Annotated in this window: 16 protein-coding genes; 4 read left to right on the forward strand and 12 right to left on the reverse strand. The window is 45.2% G+C overall.

Annotation, left to right across the window (positions count from 1 at the left end; translation table 11 throughout):
* Positions 1-30 precede the first annotated feature (30 nt).
* Positions 31-1,332 carry a hydroxylamine reductase gene (gene hcp / locus CVD19_RS01190; RefSeq protein ID WP_101580044.1) on the reverse strand — a complete coding sequence of 434 codons (1,302 nt, stop codon included), beginning with the start codon at positions 1,330-1,332 and terminating at the stop codon, positions 31-33.
* A gap of 194 nt (positions 1,333-1,526) precedes the next feature.
* On the opposite strand from hcp, the gene CVD19_RS01195 reads away from it, so the two are divergent.
* On the forward strand, positions 1,527-2,009 hold the full coding sequence (locus CVD19_RS01195) for an Hsp20/alpha crystallin family protein (RefSeq protein WP_101580045.1): 483 nt from the start codon (positions 1,527-1,529) through the stop codon (positions 2,007-2,009).
* 38 nt (positions 2,010-2,047) lie between these two features.
* Here CVD19_RS01195 and CVD19_RS01200 read toward each other — a convergent pair whose 3' ends face one another.
* The 3 genes from CVD19_RS01200 to CVD19_RS01210 all read right to left on the reverse strand — a co-directional run bounded on the left by CVD19_RS01200 (position 2,048) and on the right by CVD19_RS01210 (position 6,006).
* Positions 2,048-4,441 carry an ABC transporter permease subunit gene (locus CVD19_RS01200; RefSeq protein ID WP_101580046.1) on the reverse strand — a complete coding sequence of 798 codons (2,394 nt, stop codon included), beginning with the start codon at positions 4,439-4,441 and terminating at the stop codon, positions 2,048-2,050.
* A complete protein-coding gene (locus CVD19_RS01205) occupies positions 4,434-5,297 on the reverse strand; it encodes an ABC transporter permease subunit (RefSeq protein WP_101580047.1) in 864 nt (287 codons plus the stop codon). The genes CVD19_RS01200 and CVD19_RS01205 overlap by 8 nt, the downstream gene beginning before the upstream one ends.
* A 175-nt stretch (positions 5,298-5,472) precedes the next feature.
* Positions 5,473-6,006, reverse strand: a complete 534-nt coding sequence (locus tag CVD19_RS01210) for a YppG family protein (RefSeq protein WP_257984990.1) — start codon at positions 6,004-6,006, stop codon at positions 5,473-5,475.
* A 240-nt stretch (positions 6,007-6,246) separates the two neighbouring features.
* Here CVD19_RS01210 and CVD19_RS01215 point away from each other — a divergent pair, with 240 nt between their 5' ends.
* Positions 6,247-6,459, forward strand: a complete 213-nt coding sequence (locus CVD19_RS01215; protein WP_101580048.1) for a YppF family protein — start codon at positions 6,247-6,249, stop codon at positions 6,457-6,459.
* A 33-nt stretch (positions 6,460-6,492) separates the two neighbouring features.
* Here CVD19_RS01215 and CVD19_RS01220 read toward each other — a convergent pair whose 3' ends face one another.
* The 3 genes from CVD19_RS01220 to CVD19_RS01230 form a co-directional block, all read right to left on the reverse strand.
* A complete protein-coding gene (locus tag CVD19_RS01220) occupies positions 6,493-6,864 on the reverse strand; it encodes a YppE family protein (RefSeq protein ID WP_257984991.1) in 372 nt (123 codons plus the stop codon).
* An 88-nt stretch (positions 6,865-6,952) separates the two neighbouring features.
* On the reverse strand, positions 6,953-7,213 hold the full coding sequence (locus tag CVD19_RS01225; RefSeq protein WP_101580049.1) for a hypothetical protein: 261 nt from the start codon (positions 7,211-7,213) through the stop codon (positions 6,953-6,955).
* A gap of 269 nt (positions 7,214-7,482) precedes the next feature.
* Entirely contained in the window at positions 7,483-8,475 is a 993-nt protein-coding gene (locus CVD19_RS01230; protein WP_101580050.1) for a DUF2515 domain-containing protein, read from the reverse strand.
* 115 nt (positions 8,476-8,590) lie between these two features.
* Between CVD19_RS01230 and recU the strand changes: the two genes are divergently transcribed.
* Complete coding sequence (gene recU, locus CVD19_RS01235) at positions 8,591-9,202, forward strand: Holliday junction resolvase RecU (protein ID WP_101580051.1); 612 nt, start codon at positions 8,591-8,593, stop codon at positions 9,200-9,202.
* Between the two features lie 59 nt (positions 9,203-9,261).
* On the forward strand, positions 9,262-11,838 hold the full coding sequence (locus tag CVD19_RS01240) for a penicillin-binding protein 1A (RefSeq protein ID WP_101580052.1): 2,577 nt from the start codon (positions 9,262-9,264) through the stop codon (positions 11,836-11,838).
* Between the two features lie 66 nt (positions 11,839-11,904).
* Here CVD19_RS01240 and CVD19_RS01245 read toward each other — a convergent pair whose 3' ends face one another.
* The 5 genes from CVD19_RS01245 to CVD19_RS01265 all read right to left on the reverse strand — a co-directional run bounded on the left by CVD19_RS01245 (position 11,905) and on the right by CVD19_RS01265 (position 16,791).
* On the reverse strand, positions 11,905-12,420 hold the full coding sequence (locus CVD19_RS01245) for a YpoC family protein (protein WP_101580053.1): 516 nt from the start codon (positions 12,418-12,420) through the stop codon (positions 11,905-11,907).
* Positions 12,417-13,070 (reverse strand): endonuclease III, encoded by a 654-nt coding sequence (gene nth / locus CVD19_RS01250; RefSeq protein ID WP_101580054.1) that lies wholly within the window; start codon positions 13,068-13,070, stop codon positions 12,417-12,419. The genes CVD19_RS01245 and nth overlap by 4 nt, the downstream gene beginning before the upstream one ends.
* A 91-nt stretch (positions 13,071-13,161) precedes the next feature.
* The gene (locus CVD19_RS01255; protein ID WP_180953469.1) at positions 13,162-13,869 is read right to left on the reverse strand and encodes a DnaD domain-containing protein; all 708 of its coding nucleotides are present in this window, start codon (positions 13,867-13,869) and stop codon (positions 13,162-13,164) included.
* Between the two features lie 229 nt (positions 13,870-14,098).
* Positions 14,099-15,394 (reverse strand): asparagine--tRNA ligase, encoded by a 1,296-nt coding sequence (asnS, locus tag CVD19_RS01260; protein WP_101580055.1) that lies wholly within the window; start codon positions 15,392-15,394, stop codon positions 14,099-14,101.
* A gap of 212 nt (positions 15,395-15,606) precedes the next feature.
* Positions 15,607-16,791, reverse strand: a complete 1,185-nt coding sequence (locus CVD19_RS01265) for a pyridoxal phosphate-dependent aminotransferase (protein WP_101580277.1) — start codon at positions 16,789-16,791, stop codon at positions 15,607-15,609.
* Positions 16,792-16,802 lie beyond the last annotated feature (11 nt).

Consider the following 16,802-nt stretch of genomic DNA (forward strand, 5'->3'; position numbering starts at 1 on the left):
CGCTTTCGCACCGGCAGTTTTGTCCATCATTCACCTTATGTTGTTCAATTGCAGCATTTCTTCCATGTCTACCTGGGCGGTGGTGATGAGTTTTAGATTGAATGCATCCTGCAGGACGCTGAGGACGCCATCGGAAATAAACTCAGGCGGTTTAGGGCCAATCCGAATGTCTTTTATTCCGAGGCTGAATAAGCCAAGCAGGATTGCGACCGCTTTTTGTTCGAACCATGATAAGACGATGCTTACAGGCAGATCGCTGATTTCACATTCAAATGCATCGGCAAGGGCTTTTGCAATTTTCACCGTAGAGCCAGAGTTATTGCACTGGCCAAGGTCAATGTATCTTGGGATTTCCGTTCCCGGGACGACACCGTAATCTACATCATTAAAACGGAATTTACCACAGGAAGTTGTCAATATGACAGTTTCCGGCGGAAGAGAGGTAGCGAGCTCGCGGTAATATTCCCCGCCTTTGCCTGGGGCATCGCAGCCTGCGATAACAAAGAACCTTTTTATCTTTCCGGTTTTGACAGCTTCGATCACTTCGGGGGCCAGGCCCAGCACCGTTTCGTGATGGAAGCCGGTAAGCAATGTTTCGTCTGATTCGATATTGGCCTCCGGAAGCTCAAGCGCCCTTTGAATTAATGGGCAAAAATCATCGTTTTCGATTTTTTTAACATTTTCAAGCCCGGTGATATCGTATGTGAACATCCGGTCTGCATAAGTTCCTTTAATAGGCATGACGCAGTTAGTTGTTGCCAGAATCCCTCCAGGGAATTTTTCGAACAGCCGGCGCTGGTCGTACCATGCCTTCCCAAGGTTCCCTTTCAGATGGGAATATTTCTTCAAAGCAGGATAGCCATGGGCCGGAAGCATTTCCGAGTGTGTATAAATGTTGATCCCTTTCCCTTCTGTCTGCTTAAGAAGCTCCTCAAGTGCGAAAAGGTTATGTCCAGTTACTACGATGGCTTTACCCTCAATTTTATTTTGGGACACACGGACCGGTTGTGGAATGCCAAGCCATTTTGTATGGGCTTCATCGAGCAACTCCATCACTCGTACTGCCGACTGCCCTACCTTCATGGCCATGTCGACATGTTCCTGGACGTTGAAATTTGAATTTGTCAGTGTCATGTATAATGCTTCATGGGTGGTTGTATCCACAAAAGAATCTGTATATCCAAGCTGTTTGGCGTGTGTGCGGTATGCTGCGATCCCTTTCAAGGCGAAAATGATCGTGTCCTGCAGGCTTGCGATTGTTTCATCCTTGCCGCATACGCCGATTACTTTGCAGCCCCCTGCCGGAGTTTGTTCACACTGGTAACAAAACATGTTGGTTCCCTTCTTTCAAACAGTCTGTTTACTGTTTCAGCATACAGGTCTTCAAAAACAACATAAGTGATTTTTATCACATAAAAAGCAACTGTCATAATTCGTTCAAAAAAACGGGGAGGGGTGAGAAAATCACCCGGGACTAATCATGCGCATAAACTATTTTGAACTTTAGTGTGTTGGAGGAGATCAATATGTCTTCTATGAATTCAGGGGGGCAAAAAAAGAGCGAGAAAGCAGAACAGTTTGGGGAACTGATCCAAACTATGTCAGATTTTTTCCATGAAAAACCCGTAAAAGGATTTCTCCAGACCATCGATGATTTTTTCAAACGGCCCTTTCCCCATTCCCATTTCCATGTAGATGTTTTTGAAACTGACAGGCACCATGTAATCACAGCAGAGCTACCGGGTATAAAGCGGGAACACATTGATATCGATGTATTTGGCAATTCATTAGCAATTTCCGTAAACAGGAGCGAAATAAGCACTGAAGAGGATGAAAAACACAATACATTCCGAAGACGGGCAGCGTTCGGCCGAGCCAGCAGAACCATTACTTTATCCAGCCCCATTAACGAGAAGAAGGTAAAAGCCAACTACCGGGACGGACTGTTGGAAATCCGCGTCCCTAAACTGCAGGGTAAAAAGATCAGCATCGCCGAAGATGAAGCATGAAACAAAAAAACAAGCAGGCGGCCCCCCTGCTTGTTTTGTTACTTTTCCTCCAGCCACTCACTGAAATATCCGCTCGGAACCTGGAAGTAATTTTTTGTAAAAAGGATAAATTGTTCAGTATTGACCTGTTTATATTGAAAATGGTGGTAGTAATCCGACAAATATTGCATAATGATTGCTTGAAAATCCTCACCTTTTTTCTGGTAGTTATTCTTGATCAGTTCAAACAGCTGCAGTGCCGGCTGCCCATAAATGTATCCGTAATGTTTGTTTTCATCCAGAGGAACATTTGAATACTGGCGCCGCAAACCTTGTTCCTCAATCGATTTCATTCTGTATTGAGACAGCATTTGGGAACGGACCATTCCCTGGTCTTCGGCAATATAAAAATACATATTTGTCGCAAATTCAGTAATGCCTTCATCAAGCCATGCTTCATTATACTGGTCGCTCGAGACTACACAATAAAAATACTGATGCGCAATCTCATGCACAATCGAGATTTCGAAAAAGTTTTTATCCTCCGTATATGGATTGATAGTCACAATTCCGGGATATTCCATATTCTGGCCCTTGTCGAGCACAACGTCAAGCTGCTTATGAGGATACTTACCTATGTTTTTCTGAAAAAAGCCCAGAGCCTTCTTCGCGAGCCTAAGTGCTTCTTCCGGATCTTTACCATGGTCTTTTTTTGAAAACAGACGTATTTGGACGCCGTTTGATTCGGTTTCGTAAACTTCCATGCCCTTAACAGCTGCTATAAAAAAATCCTTAACCCGTTCGATTTCAACAGATCCCTTGTTCTCCTTGAGTTCAGCATCCTCATCCGCTGACGAAATAAAGGAATAACCCTCGGGCAGGTGAAATGAAACGCGGTAATTTGAGAAATCAGTGTGGTAGGTTTCGGTGCTGTCGATGTAATTTTCTTTATTCCATTTCCCTTTTTGGAAGGTTGCCAGCATCGGATACCACTGCGCAAGATAATAATTATCCTTTACCTTTGAAAAACGGCTGCCTTCTTCAGGCAGGGTGAATTCATAACTGATGGTTACTTCACATTTGTCACCCTTATCCATCGAGTTATTGAGCATAACTTTTAAAGTATCATTTGAAAGCTTATAGTCTGCTTTCTCACCGTCTATTTCAACGGCTTTTATTTTAACCATGGAGGAACCTTTAACATTTTTAAAATTGTGTCCCTCCCTAAAGCTATTGGGGATGAAATAGAATACGAGGTCATCCCATGTCTCCTTCGAGAGGTTCTTGACTTCAATCATGGAATCGGTTGTGAATGTACCGTCCTTCTTCATTTTCATATCTAAATCATACTCTGCCCTGCTGTAATTTTTCACGCCTATGTCATCATTTCTGTGGGCATACACATAAGAGCCGGCCATAAGAAACGCAATGAACAGGGCGATGGCAGCAAGCGCCTCGCCTTTTGGGGGCCATAATTTCCATTGGCTTCCATAATTTTTCCGTTTCGGTTTAATTTTTGGCTCTTGTCCCGTTTTGATCCACGGGGATTTCTGATAGTTAGACTGGTAGCGGTTTTTAAGCCCGTTTGCAAGCAGACTGAAAGACACTGTTGTAAATAACAGAGCCACCAGAGGAACCACCAGCATAAACTGAGACCCGTAGACAGAAACCCGGGCCTGTCCTACCAAGCCTGCAATCTCCTTAGTATTTGAAAAAAAGATCGGGGGATCGAAGGTAACTGTTGCGCCTCCTATAAAGATGTTCATTAGCGCGAGCTGGCCCATGATAGTAATTACATGCACAATTTCCAATATGAACATTACGAGAAGTGATTCTTTCATTTGCGGGAGTATATGCTTCCAGACGATCCTATGCCTTCCTGCTCCCAGTGCACGTGATGATTCAATGTAGAGTGCCTTGTAAATCTCAGCCGATTTCTGCCTTACAGATGATACGATGCTTGGAATGCTGATCACAGATGTAATAATGATGAAATAGTTGACGAGTGTTCCCGTTGGAAGCGGGCTGTTAACGTTGAACGGACTTAGGAAAAAATAGACAACCAGAAACAATGGAACATAGCTCCACGCGTTCTCAAAAGCAACCATCCAGCCTGGAGCCCTTTTCCAGGTTCCTATATACAGGCCTGCAACAGTTCCAATGAACATTTTGATCAAAGTAACGGCAATAGAAATGAAAACGGTGTACTTGATGCCATTTAATATCATTGATGACAGGTCATATCCCCACCGGTCTGTACCCAAAGGCCATTCATCTGACTCAAACGGCTCCAGCGGGGGTGCAAGGATGGTGTGATTTACGTATCTTGCCTCAAGTGCATCATTCAGATCGTGCGGGGCAAGGAGCGGCCCGAAAATGCACACAAAGAAAAGAATGGCCACAAAAAATACTCCTGTGTAAAGCTGGTAGTTGATTTTTAAAAGCTTATTCATAAATCAACCCCCGCTTGAATACATAGAGTAACAGTCTTACAGACAAGTAGACAATCATTGAAATCAACAGCATTGAAAACAAGCCCACAGCAATAGGCTGAATATCATTGCTTTGAAAAATGAATTTCGTGATCCCGGACACATTAAGAAGATACTCGATAATGAACAAATTTCCGATAGCAAGCGATATGACTTTCGTAAGCTCAGCTATTATAAAAGGCTCGACATTCTTGTATATGTGCTGCAGATTGATATAATCCAGTTTCATTCCCTTAGCCACCGCGGTCCGTACAAAATCTTCACCACTGGTTTGATAGTATTTCACAGCAACAAGCTTAAATAAATAAAGAGTCGGTGCGAGCGAAAGAAGAATCATCGGAAACCAAATATTCAATGCCCCTGCGTCAGGGCGAAGCGAAATAATCCTGACCCCTGTATATTTGTAAAATTTCACGGCAAGGATAAGCCCCAGGACAATCAAGATAAAATCAGGAATGGCAGCCAGGACATTCAGGAAAAGACTGAATATCCTTGTGAGCCTGAACCTGCTGATAAAAATCCCAAAAATCAAGCTCAGGATAATTCCCGCATTAACTCCGACAAGCATAATTTTAAGGCTGGTCATAAAATTGTCTGGCATATCATCTTCGATATTCCTGACCTGCTGTCCCAATTGGTATGTACCAAGGGTTCCGCTTCCCAGTGTCTTGAAAAAATCAGTATACACAGCAGTCAGCCTCTCTGGCGCCCAATCTATTGATTTTTTCTCAGAGTTCACGGAAATGGTAGCCGGCAAAGCTGCCAAAAACAATATTAAAAAAACAATGATAATGATTTGTTGCAGACTTCGTAGCAAAACGATTTCCCCCCTTTAAACAAAAGACTTCCTATTTTTTCTCTTATTTGGAAAGTTGAATCCTTTTGTATAAAAAAAGGTAACATATCTGAAATTAAATTGAAAGAATTTTAATTATACTTTAATAAATGCATTGAAGTCACTCAAAAAAAAGCGGCCGACCGGCCGTGTTGCCTTACACTTTTAAAACCCCGCCCAGGCCTTTCACCACCGAGGAAACCTGGGACACTGCATTCATCATTTGGCCGGCGGTATCGATCATTTTGTTTACATCCAGGCTTCCATCCGGACTTTTAAAGGAGTTCATGATGGATTGAAAGCCTGAAGGTGGCTTAGCCATAATAGCCAGTTTTGGATATGGGTTCATATTATTTACATATCCAGGTGCCTGGCTGTAATATCCATATGTTGGCTTGGGTGGTTCCAAAGGATTTTGAAAAAGCAGCTGGGAATAGTTTTGCTTTGGCTGATAATAAATATTGGGATGATTGCCCTGCCATTGCGCACTCTGGCCATGCTGCGGAAAAACCATTTGCTGCTGGTAAGGAAGAGCATTATGCCAATTGCCCTGCTGCCACTGAGGTTGAGCGGCCGGCAGCTGCCGTAACATTCCACGGCTGGGTCCATTGAAAGGAAGCGGGCCATTCACAGGTGTCACAGGCCAGGCATTCGGAATGTATTGGATTGTTTGTTTTTTTCGGCCAAACATGGATGATTACCCCCTCAAATTTTCTCAGATGCTACACGATATGCTGCTAAGCCCAGTGTTGTGATTTATCAGGAATGTATTTCCTCTTTTGTCTATTCATGAAGGTTAATGTCGGAAGTTTCAATTTTTTAAAAACAAAAAAAATGGATTTTTCATGTTAGCATAAGTATTAAGTAAGCATGGCATATCCTCTGGCAGGAAAGCCATGGTTATTTTGAAAAAGCGGAGGAGGATTTGACCTTGAACGTTCACGAACTGGAAATGATGTTTTCACAAATGAGGGACTATTCACCAGAAAACGTAAATGAGCTGCTGGATTTCGCAAGAAAAAGGTATATTCAAAATGAGATATCCATCAACGATTACCGCAACCTTGTTCGTGAGCTTGAGTCCAGGGGCGCTGTTGTGCCGGAAGGTTTCCAGGAATACTCACTTGCCGATAATCCAAAGTAACGCAAAAAGCACCCGATGATGGGTGCTATTCTTTTAATCCTCGCTATTTTCAAGATGCTGCAGGACGCTTTTCAGGACGTAATTAATTGATTGAACATGGTTGATAAATCGTTTGAGGCTGGTTTCCGGAAAAAATGCCTGGATTGAGACCATTTCAATATTCTCTGCCGTTGTTTCAATTTGGCGGTAATGCAAGTTTTTCGGCTGCTGTTCCCTGATCCAGACTGCAGCTGCCTGCTTCCACTGAACGTTTTTTTGTTTCACCGCATCCGCAAAAGGTTTTACCTCTGTGTAAAAATCCCCTTTTTCCCTGGTCTGCTTTACCTGTTCGAACCGGGTTGACGCAGTTTTTGTGTCTTCTATTAAATCTCGGGTCAAATTCTTTAACATAATATAATTATCCAATGGACTTATGTCTCCCTTTCCAAAGAGAAAAATAAATAGCAGCCATAACCATCAGCTGCTTTCAAATGTCTTCCTATTTTAAAATAAATTAATAACCCAATTCAAGCTTCATGCCTTGCTGGTGCTCAAATGCCGCAGCCACATCCCGTTGGCCAAGCCCTTCTAATTTCTCTTCCAAATTTGAAAGCCTCCTGCTGCATTGGGCAAGCTGTGATTCCCGACTGGTAATCCAATCATTGTTAAGTTCCGATAATGAACGATGCAAATCATTTTCCAGCTTTGCCAACTCATTAGAAATTTCCTCCAGCATAAGTAATATTTCCTCTTTTTTCAGCCCTGCATTGTTCAAACTCGTCTCCTCCTTTAATTACCATGTCTAACATGCTCCCCGAGCATTTATGCGCCATTTTCGGCATGATTGGCACACTTGCAAATGATGAACTTTGCAGGCGATATGCCAGTGTTTTGCACTTTTTATAGCTCCTGCAGCTTCTGTCTCCAAATGTTATTCGACCTCCCTTTCCTGCTTCCTTCCGTGTTGACAAAACTAGAAGCAATTCGGCAAAGAAAGTAGCTACCCGCAATTAATCTGCCATTTTCGACAAGGCCCTTTTCCCGCTATCTTTTTTTCTTTCTGAATAAGCTATTTAACATGATCAAAGAGTGGAGCTGAATTTGCTTCTCCCTGTACCAGTCTGTCACATGAACAGGATCATGGTGCCGCACGTCAGGCTTGAACCAGGCACGGTCGATTTTGGTATTGGAAAACCAGTCTTCCTGGGAGTTGTAATTGTGGCTTATGACCGGATAGGTAAGCCTCAGGAAAGGAGTATCCCGTTTTTCCCTGTCCCTGAAATATTGTTCATAATCGTTTCTTGACCCGGTGTGTTCGGTACGCAGCGCAAATTCCAAAAAAGCCCGGTAATGCCTGTCGTCAAACAAAATATCGGCAAGCCGTTTGCCCAGATCGATCCGTTTATTTACCGACCTGAACCCGTTCACGCTTGCCCCGAACAATTCCCCGCTGCACGTCGGGAACAGGACAGAACTGAAATGCAGCCGATCCTGAAATGTGAATAGCGCAGTATTGAATACCTTGTCTTTGTAAAAATGATGTTTGATAACGGGCTTCTGGATAACGTTTTGTTCATTGATGATCAAAGCGGTCATCAGCCGTTTTTTGTCACGTTTCTCCCAATAATGCCTCCACTCATGCTCCATAAAGGCTGAAACATCAAGGCCAGGCAGCAAATGAAACATTTGCCTCCCTTTTTTCGTCGAATTTTGGTAGAGCAGGAGCTGGGGATACGCATCCCGGAAAATCAGCCAGTTTGCCCGCTCATAAGCAAGAAACAGCCTGTTGCGGATCTTTGGTTCCAACAGCCTTGGAAACCACTGTCCCCTAAGGTCACACATATTCCAGCCCGCATTCCGGGAGACCATGCTTGCGAGGAAGGCCCAGACCATATCAGGCTCTTTCAGGTAAAATTCAAAGTAGGCTTGTGTCCTTGATATATTGTCAATGTTGCTTCTGCTTGTTTCTGACCTTATGCTTTCAAGAAGTTGTTCCTCATCTGCATCATATATGTTTTGAGGACGAATATTGCCCACCTCAGTCTTCCTTAAATGGCGCTTTTCATTTAGGTTGGATTCAAATGGTTCTTTTTATTCAACCACACCCTGCTCAGATTTGGTATGATATAAGGTAGTTTGTGAGGTGGAGAACATGAATTTTTCTTATCCTAACGGAAAGCGCTACGTTCCTAAAGAACAGGCAGCGGCAAGAGCGGGTAAAGAAAAAAACTTGGCGTACAGCAACCGGGGTATGACTCTTGAACAGGATCTGAATGAAACAAATGAATACTATTTGAACAGGGGCACAGCGGTCATCCACAAAAAGCCCACCCCTGTACAGATTGTGAACGTAGATTATCCAAGAAGAAGCGCGGCAGTGATTAGGGAGGCCTATTTTAAACAAGCTTCAACGACTGACTATAACGGTATTTACAGGGGGAAATACATCGACTTTGAGGCAAAGGAGACTAAATTTTCGACGTCCTTTCCCCTTAAGAACTTTCATGCCCACCAGATCTCCCATATGAAGGCAGTTTTGGACCAGGAGGGTATTTGTTTTGTAATCCTGCGCTTTTCCAGTGAAAATCAGGTTTACCTCTTGGAAGCAGAACATTTGCTTGCGTTCTGGTCCCGAATGGAAGCAGGCGGGAGAAAATCGATAACGAGGGCGGAAGTAGAGGAATTCGGCCACATCATTCCGCTTGGCTATCAGCCAAGGATTGACTATATTAAAGTTATAGACTATCTTTATAATCTTAGCTAATTATTTTCTCCTTCAAGACACTAGAGTTATCTTTTGCGTTACAGAAAGGAAGGATTTGCATGGCTCAAAAACACCAGACAAGAGAGGAGCGCCGTAAGCAGCTTGACGCCGCCAAAAAGAAAAACAAAGGCAGCAAGAAGCCAAAGGGTACATTTAAAAAGGTGTTCCTGGCCCTGATTGTCCTCGGGATCATCGGCATGCTTACCGGAGTGGCCACTTTTGCATACATGATAAAAGATACGCCAAAACTGAATGAATCGAAGCTAAAGGACCCGATTTCTTCAAAAATCTACGATAAAGATGGCACGCTTGTAACAGAAGTAGGCTCGGAAAACCGGGACTATGTGAACTACGAGGACATTCCGAAGCTGATGGAAAACGCAATCCTCGCAACGGAGGACGTTCGTTTCTATAAGCATAACGGGATCGATGTGATCCGCCTCGGCGGGGCCGTCGTAGCGAATATCACTGACGGATTTGGTTCCGAGGGGGCAAGCACCATCACCCAGCAGGTCGTCAAAAACTATTATCTTGAATTTGACAAGAAGTTGAGCCGGAAAGCAAAGGAAGCATGGCTTGCATTCCAGCTGGAGCAGAAATACACGAAGCATGAAATCTTTGAGATGTATGTGAACAAAATCTTTATGGGTGAGGACATCCATGGAATCGCGACTGCATCGGACCTTTATTTCGGCAAGCCGCTTAACGAGCTCCAGCTGCATGAAGCCGCCCTGCTCGCGGGCATGCCGCAAAGCCCGAACAACTACAATCCGTTCAACTATCCGGACAGGGCTGAAAAACGGCGGAACATAGTGCTTTCGCTTATGCACCAGCATGGTTTCATCACAAAGGATGAAATGGAACAGGCCCAGAAGATAACAGTCGCCTCCAGCCTTGTCCCAGTAGAAGAAAGGGAACAAAAGGACAAAAAGCCTTTTGATGCATTCGTCGACAGGGTCATTGATGAAGTTGAAGAAAAGACCGATTACAATGTCCATACCGATGGGCTGCAGATTTATACGACCCTTGACCAGGATGCCCAAAAATACATGGAACATATGCTGAATACCAATGAGGTTGTGAAATTCCCTAATGAGGAGATGCAGGCCGGAATCAGCCTGCTTGATACAAAGACGGGCGAAATCCAGGCAATTGGCGGCGGGCGGAACCAGAAGGTGCAGCGCGCGTTTAACCATGCGACCGATATCGAGCGCCAGCCTGGTTCCACTGCCAAGCCCGTCCTTGATTACGGCCCTGCGATCGAGAATCTTCACTGGGGAACTTTTCACATGCTTGAGGATAAGCCTTATGAATATTCCAATGGGACGCCAATCAGGAACTGGAACAACAGATACAATGGTCCAATGACGATGCGAGAGGCACTGGCAAAATCAATCAACATTCCTGCCCTTCAGGCATTCCAGGCAGTGGGAGCTGACAAGGCTCGTGAATTTGCGGTCAATTTGGGGATCCCTCTGAAAGAAAACATACCGGAATCCTATTCAATTGGGGCTTTTGAAGTATCACCGATGGAAATGGCCGGTGCATATGCAGCGTTCGGGAATAACGGATTTTATACAGAACCGCACGCAGTCACAAAAATCGTGTCGATGGACAAGTCGGAAATTAAGCTTGCGCCTGAAACAGAAGTTGTCATGAAGGATTATACCGCTTTCATGGTGACTGACATGCTGAAAAGCGTTGTCAAGCCAGGTGGTACAGGCCACCAATTTGCCAATATCCCAAGTCTGCCTGTTGCGGGGAAAACGGGAACCACCAACTATACAGAGCAGCAAATCAGGGACTACGGCATACCTGACGGCGGCGTGCCAGATTCATGGTTTGTCGGCTATACGACCAGATACACAATATCAGTATGGACTGGTTACAAAAACAATCGTAAGGCCCTGGTGGGCAATGAGCAAAAGATTTCCCAGCAGCTGTTCAAAAACCTGATGCAGCACGTGTCTAAGGGTGCCGATACCCCGGACTTCCAGATGCCGAAAAGTGTTGTAAAGGTGAAAATCGAGAAAGGCTCGATACCGGCGAAGCTGGCAAGTGAGTACACACCATCTGATCAGGTCATAACGGAATACGCGGTAAAAGGAAACCTCCCTAAAGAGGTCTCAAAGAAATTCGACAAGCTTGACAGGCCAAGTATTAATGCCAATTTTGACCTGGCTGCCAATGAAATCGCGGTCGCCTGGGATCACCCGAAAAAAGATGGAGTAACATTTGAAGTGACAGCTTCACTGAACGGGGGCGCTGACCAACCATTGCCTTCAACAGAATCAGGAATCAAGATACCAAATCCTGTCCCTGGCGGAATGTACACGTTCAAAGTGACAGCGGTGAGAGGTGAGCAACGGAGTGAAACCGCCACAGCTACAGTACGGATTCCTGACCAAACTCTTCCTCCTGATGACGGCCTGGACGACGGGGACGGAAATGAAGAAGATGGCACAGGAAACGGCAATGGTAACGGCAATGGCGATGGTAACGGCAATGGCGATGGTAACGGCAATGGCGATGGTAACGGCAATGGCAACGGTAATGGTAATAACGGCGGCCAACCTGGCAATGGCGGCGGAGATGATGGTAATGGTGAAGGTGGCGAAGATGGAAATGATGATTAGCGCTAAGCTATGATTCTTGCAGCCATGACACAAAGTAAAAGCGTCCGGTTTCTTATCCGGACGCTTTTACTTTTTTGGCCTGTTTTTTCGAACAGTGGCAATTGCAAACTGTTTTTGCTGTTCAATAAACAGTTCTGACAGTTGGATGAACGAATGGTGCAGCGCGGGACTGGAAATAATAAATTCGATACGTTCCCTTGCGTTTGCCGGCTTTATGCCCAGATTCTCCAGCCCTGCCAGTGACGGGCTTGCGGGCAGGCTGTTTGTCCAATACAGAAGCTGGATGAACATGCCTATTGCTTTTCTCATTGCCGGCACGGCCGCATGCCGGTTTCGATTTTTAAAAAGAATCCCAATTTCGGTTTTCTGGTCCGGCCATTCCTCCAATAACAAAGGAACGTATAATTCCGGGTCCTCCCATGGTCTTATGGTGGAAAGTCCAGTAAAAAATGCAAACTCATATATGAATGGCTCTTCCGGAGTAAAAGCCGAGGAAAACCTGGCTTCCCACTCCAGCACTCCCTCCGGAAAGAAAAACGGGCTGGCCAGACAGGAATTCAGTCCCGAATGCTGCCACGTCATGCCTGCTTCCTCTTCATCCGCTTTTGGCCTTCCCTGCATACAGACAGCAAAGGGCATACCTCACATTGTGGGTTTTGTGCCTTGCAGTGATACCGGCCGAAAAAAATCATCCGGTGATGGGTAACCGACCACTCTTCCATCGGAACCTTTTGCATCAGTGTTTTTTCAACCTCCAGCACCGAATCCTTCCATCTGCAAAATGCGAGCCGTTTGCTTACCCTCTCAACATGAGTATCAACTGCGATGGCAGGAATGCCAAAGGCAACGGACATTACCACATTTGCGGTTTTTCGTCCAACGCCCGGAAGCCTTGTCAACTCATCCCGGTCCTGCGGAACTTCGCCTCCATATTCTTCAAGCAGCATCCTGCACATTTTTTGGATGTTTTTTGCCTTGTTCCGATAAAGACCAATCGAGCGGATGTCCTGCTGAAGCTCTTCAAGCGGAACGTTTAAATAATCTTCTGGTGTTTTATATTTTTTAAACAGATCTTTTGTCACTTTATTTACAAGTGCATCTGTACATTGTGCTGACAGGGAGACAGCAACCACCAATTCAAAAGGATTGGAATGCACAAGCTCACAGTGCGCATCTGGAAACAGCTTGCCCATTTCATCCAAACAGAAACGTATTTCACTTTTATTTAACATATACCCCACCCGATAAAAGAATAGTAAAAAACGAGAGAAGGCATTCTCTCGTCATCCGCTTCATTGCCGCGCTTGGTGGCAGAAGACTTGGTTATTGCTCCAGCCAATTGTAAAAGGGTACGGAAGCGGGATTCACCCTGGCCGGCTGATGGCTGGATTTATGTTGGACCTGGTGCTGGCGGAACTTCCTGCCGTAGCTTTTTGCCTGCTCAATCGTTTTAATGCCGTTGCGCTTCCATTCAAAAAGGATACGGTCTATGTATCGAAAATTCAGCTTGCCGGATATAACCGCTTCTCTTAAAGCCGCTTTGATGATCAGTGGATCGTGATGGTCATCATCCATCCACATTGCCAGCGTTTCACATTCAAAAGGTGATAACGGCCTGCCAAATTCCTTTTCAAAGCAAGTGTACAGGTCTGTTTCTTCCTGCTGTAAAATCTGTCGGCTGTGCTGTTTCCGAGCAAGCAAAAACCGGTCAACCAGCTTCTCCCATAATGGCTGCAGTGAATATTTTTCAAACCTGATACCTTCAGGGGAATAGCCATCGATAATTTGGATAATGCCTTTTTGAATCAGCGAACGAAGCATTTCCGTGCATTCTCCAGCAGAAAAAGTCATCCTGTCGGCCAGCTCGGTCGGAGTCGGAAATTCATTGCCCTTTTCCAAAAAATATAATACTTGAAGGAGAAGCACAAGCTCCTGTTCATTTATATGCAAATGCTTATATTCAGTCATTAACGCTGCCGGAAAGGTAATATTACCTTCACTCAGCCAGCCTAACAAATCTGCTTTTATCATACCGGCCACCTCTTTTTTAAGTATAACATGAACAGACCCGGCAAGTAAGACAATCAAAAAAGATAAAAATTGTTAATTAGTTGTAGAATATGCAAACAAATTCCATGTTTTTTCCCGCTAATTCGACATATTCCAGCTAAAAGAAAGGGCCCGGGACGGGCCGCTGGAATTTTTATTTTGGATAGAGACGGTTTAAAGTACTGCTGCTAAGCCAGTATGCAATTTTGAATTATGGATAGAGACGGTTTAAAAGGCGTGGAAACGGAATCGTTTCGCGGACATGTTCAACTCCGCTGATCCAGGCAACGGTTCTCTCAAGCCCGAGCCCAAAGCCTGAGTGAGGAACAGACCCATACTTGCGAAGATCCAGGTACCATTGATAAGCTTCCATTGGAAGGTCATGCTCAGCCAGGCGCTGTTTCAGCAGTTCATAGTCATGAATACGCTGGGAGCCCCCGATAATTTCTCCATATCCTTCCGGGGCGATTAAATCCGCACACAGGACCACATCGTCGCGGTCGCCAGCCGGCTGCATGTAGAAAGGCTTGATAGATGTAGGATAGTGGGTGATGAACACCGGCTTGTCGAAGGTTTCGGCAATTGCCGTTTCATGAGGCGCCCCAAAGTCGTCACCCCATTGGATGTCATCAAATCCCTTTTCATGCAAAAGCTTGATTGCATCATCGTAACTGATTCTTGGGAATGGTGCTTTTATGTTTTCCAGCTTGGCTGCATCACGGCCCAGCGTCTTAAGTTCAACCGTGCAATTGTCCAGAACCGAGCGGACAATATATGATACATAATCTTCCTGGACTTTAAGGTTGTCTTCAAATTCATAAAAAGCCATCTCTGGTTCAATCATCCAAAATTCAATCAGGTGACGGCGCGTTTTTGATTTTTCCGCCCGGAACGTAGGCCCGAAGGAAAAGACTTTGCCAAGAGCCATGGCGGCAGCCTCCATATAAAGCTGTCCGCTTTGGGAAAGGTAGGCGTCCTCATCGAAGTACTTCGTATGGAAAAGCTCTGATGTTCCTTCCGGTGCACTTCCAGTGAGGATAGGCGGATCAACCTTGGAAAATCCCTGTTCATTAAAAAATTCGTACGTGGCACGGATAATCTCATTCCTGATTTTCATGACAGCATGCTGGCGGCGCGAACGGAGCCAAAGATGGCGGTGATCCATCAAAAATTCGGTACCATGTTCCTTCGGAGTAATGGGATAGTCGACTGCCTGATGGATTAATTCAATTCCGGTCACTTGCAGTTCATAGCCAAGCGGTGACCTTTCTTCTTTCCTTACTGTCCCTGTAACATACATGGATGATTCCTGCGTGAGCGACTTTGCCTGGAGGAAAACGTCCTCGGGCACCTCGTTTTTCACGACAACCCCCTGAATGAAGCCTGTGCCGTCCCGGAGCTGAAGGAAAGCGATTTTCCCGCTGGATCGCTTGTTCGCGAGCCATGCCCCGATTTTCACTTCCTGGTCAACATATTTATAAACTTCCGCTATTGTGGATTTTACCATTGATTTGTTCCCTCCAAAACTAAGCAAAAAACTCGTTCATGTACTGTTTTCATTATAACGCTTGCGCGGATTCTCAAGCAACGAGGAGCCATGTGCCCGGACCGGCGGATTACCGAACGGAAAGCATGGCAGCAGGCTTCCAAACTGCAAGGACCCCGTGTATCTGAACCTGGATGAAGAGGAAGCCGGCAAGGGCTCCCCTTTTAAGCTGTTCACTTCATTTTTGACATTACGAATTGTTTGATCCTCTCAATCGCTGTTTCGAGCTGTTCAAGAGAAGTGGCATACGACAGCCGTATATAATCCGGTGCTCCAAATCCCGAACCAGGGATTACAGCCACTCTTGCTTCAGTTAACAGCAACTCGGCAAATTCATCAACATTTTTGCAGCCCGTCAATGCGGAAGCTTCTTTTACATTCGGGAAAAGATAAAACGCCCCCTGTGGTTTGATGCATGATAATCCCGGAATCTCTGTCAGCTTTTCAAATATGATGTCCAGCCTCTCCTCGAATGCCTGCCTCATTTCCTCGACAGGTTGCTGGCTTCCGGTATAGGCCGCAATTGTTCCGTATTGTGCTGTTGTTGTCGGATTGGATGTACTGTGGCTTGCCAGGTCAGTCATAGCGTTAATAATCACCCTGTCTCCTGCAGCGTAGCCGATCCTCCAGCCTGTCATCGAATGGGACTTTGAAACGCCGTTTATCAGGATCGTCTGTCTTTTTAATTCAGGTGAAATTTCAGCGACAGAAACATGCCTGTTACCGCTGTAAATAAGCTTTTCATATATTTCATCTGAAATGATCAAGATGCCATGTTCAAGGCAGACCTGGCCAAGAGCTTCCAATTCCTCCCTGGAATAGACCATGCCGGTCGGATTGCTCGGCGAATTAATGATGACGGCCCTTGTGTTGGAAGTGACTGCATTTCGCAGCTGTTCAGCAGTAATTTTGAATCCATTCGTTTCAGATCCTTCGACATAGACAGGAACTCCACCAGCCAGTTTTACCTGTTCAGGATAGCTTACCCAGTAGGGAATCGGGATGATAACCTCGTCACCTTGGTCTAAAATCACCTGAAATAATGTGTAAAGGCCATGCTTTGCACCATTCGTGACAATAATTTCATTAAGGGCATAATCAAGGCCCTGGTCCTCTTTCAATTTTGAAGCGATCGCTTTTTTCAGTGCTGGAAGCCCGCCTGAAGGCGTATATTTCGTATGCCCCTCATTCATGGAGCTCACTGCCGCGTCAATGATGTGCTGTGGGGTATTGAAATCCGGTTCACCTGCCCCAAGGCCTATGACGTCGTGGCCCGCTTCCTTCATTTCCTTTGCTTTCGCAGTAATTGCCAGAGTTGAAGAAGGCGTTAATGAACGCACTCTTTTCGCAAGCTGTATCTCCATCCTTA

Source organism: Bacillus sp. T33-2 (assembly GCF_002860205.1).
Taxonomy (GTDB): Bacteria; Bacillota; Bacilli; order Bacillales; family Cytobacillaceae; genus T33-2.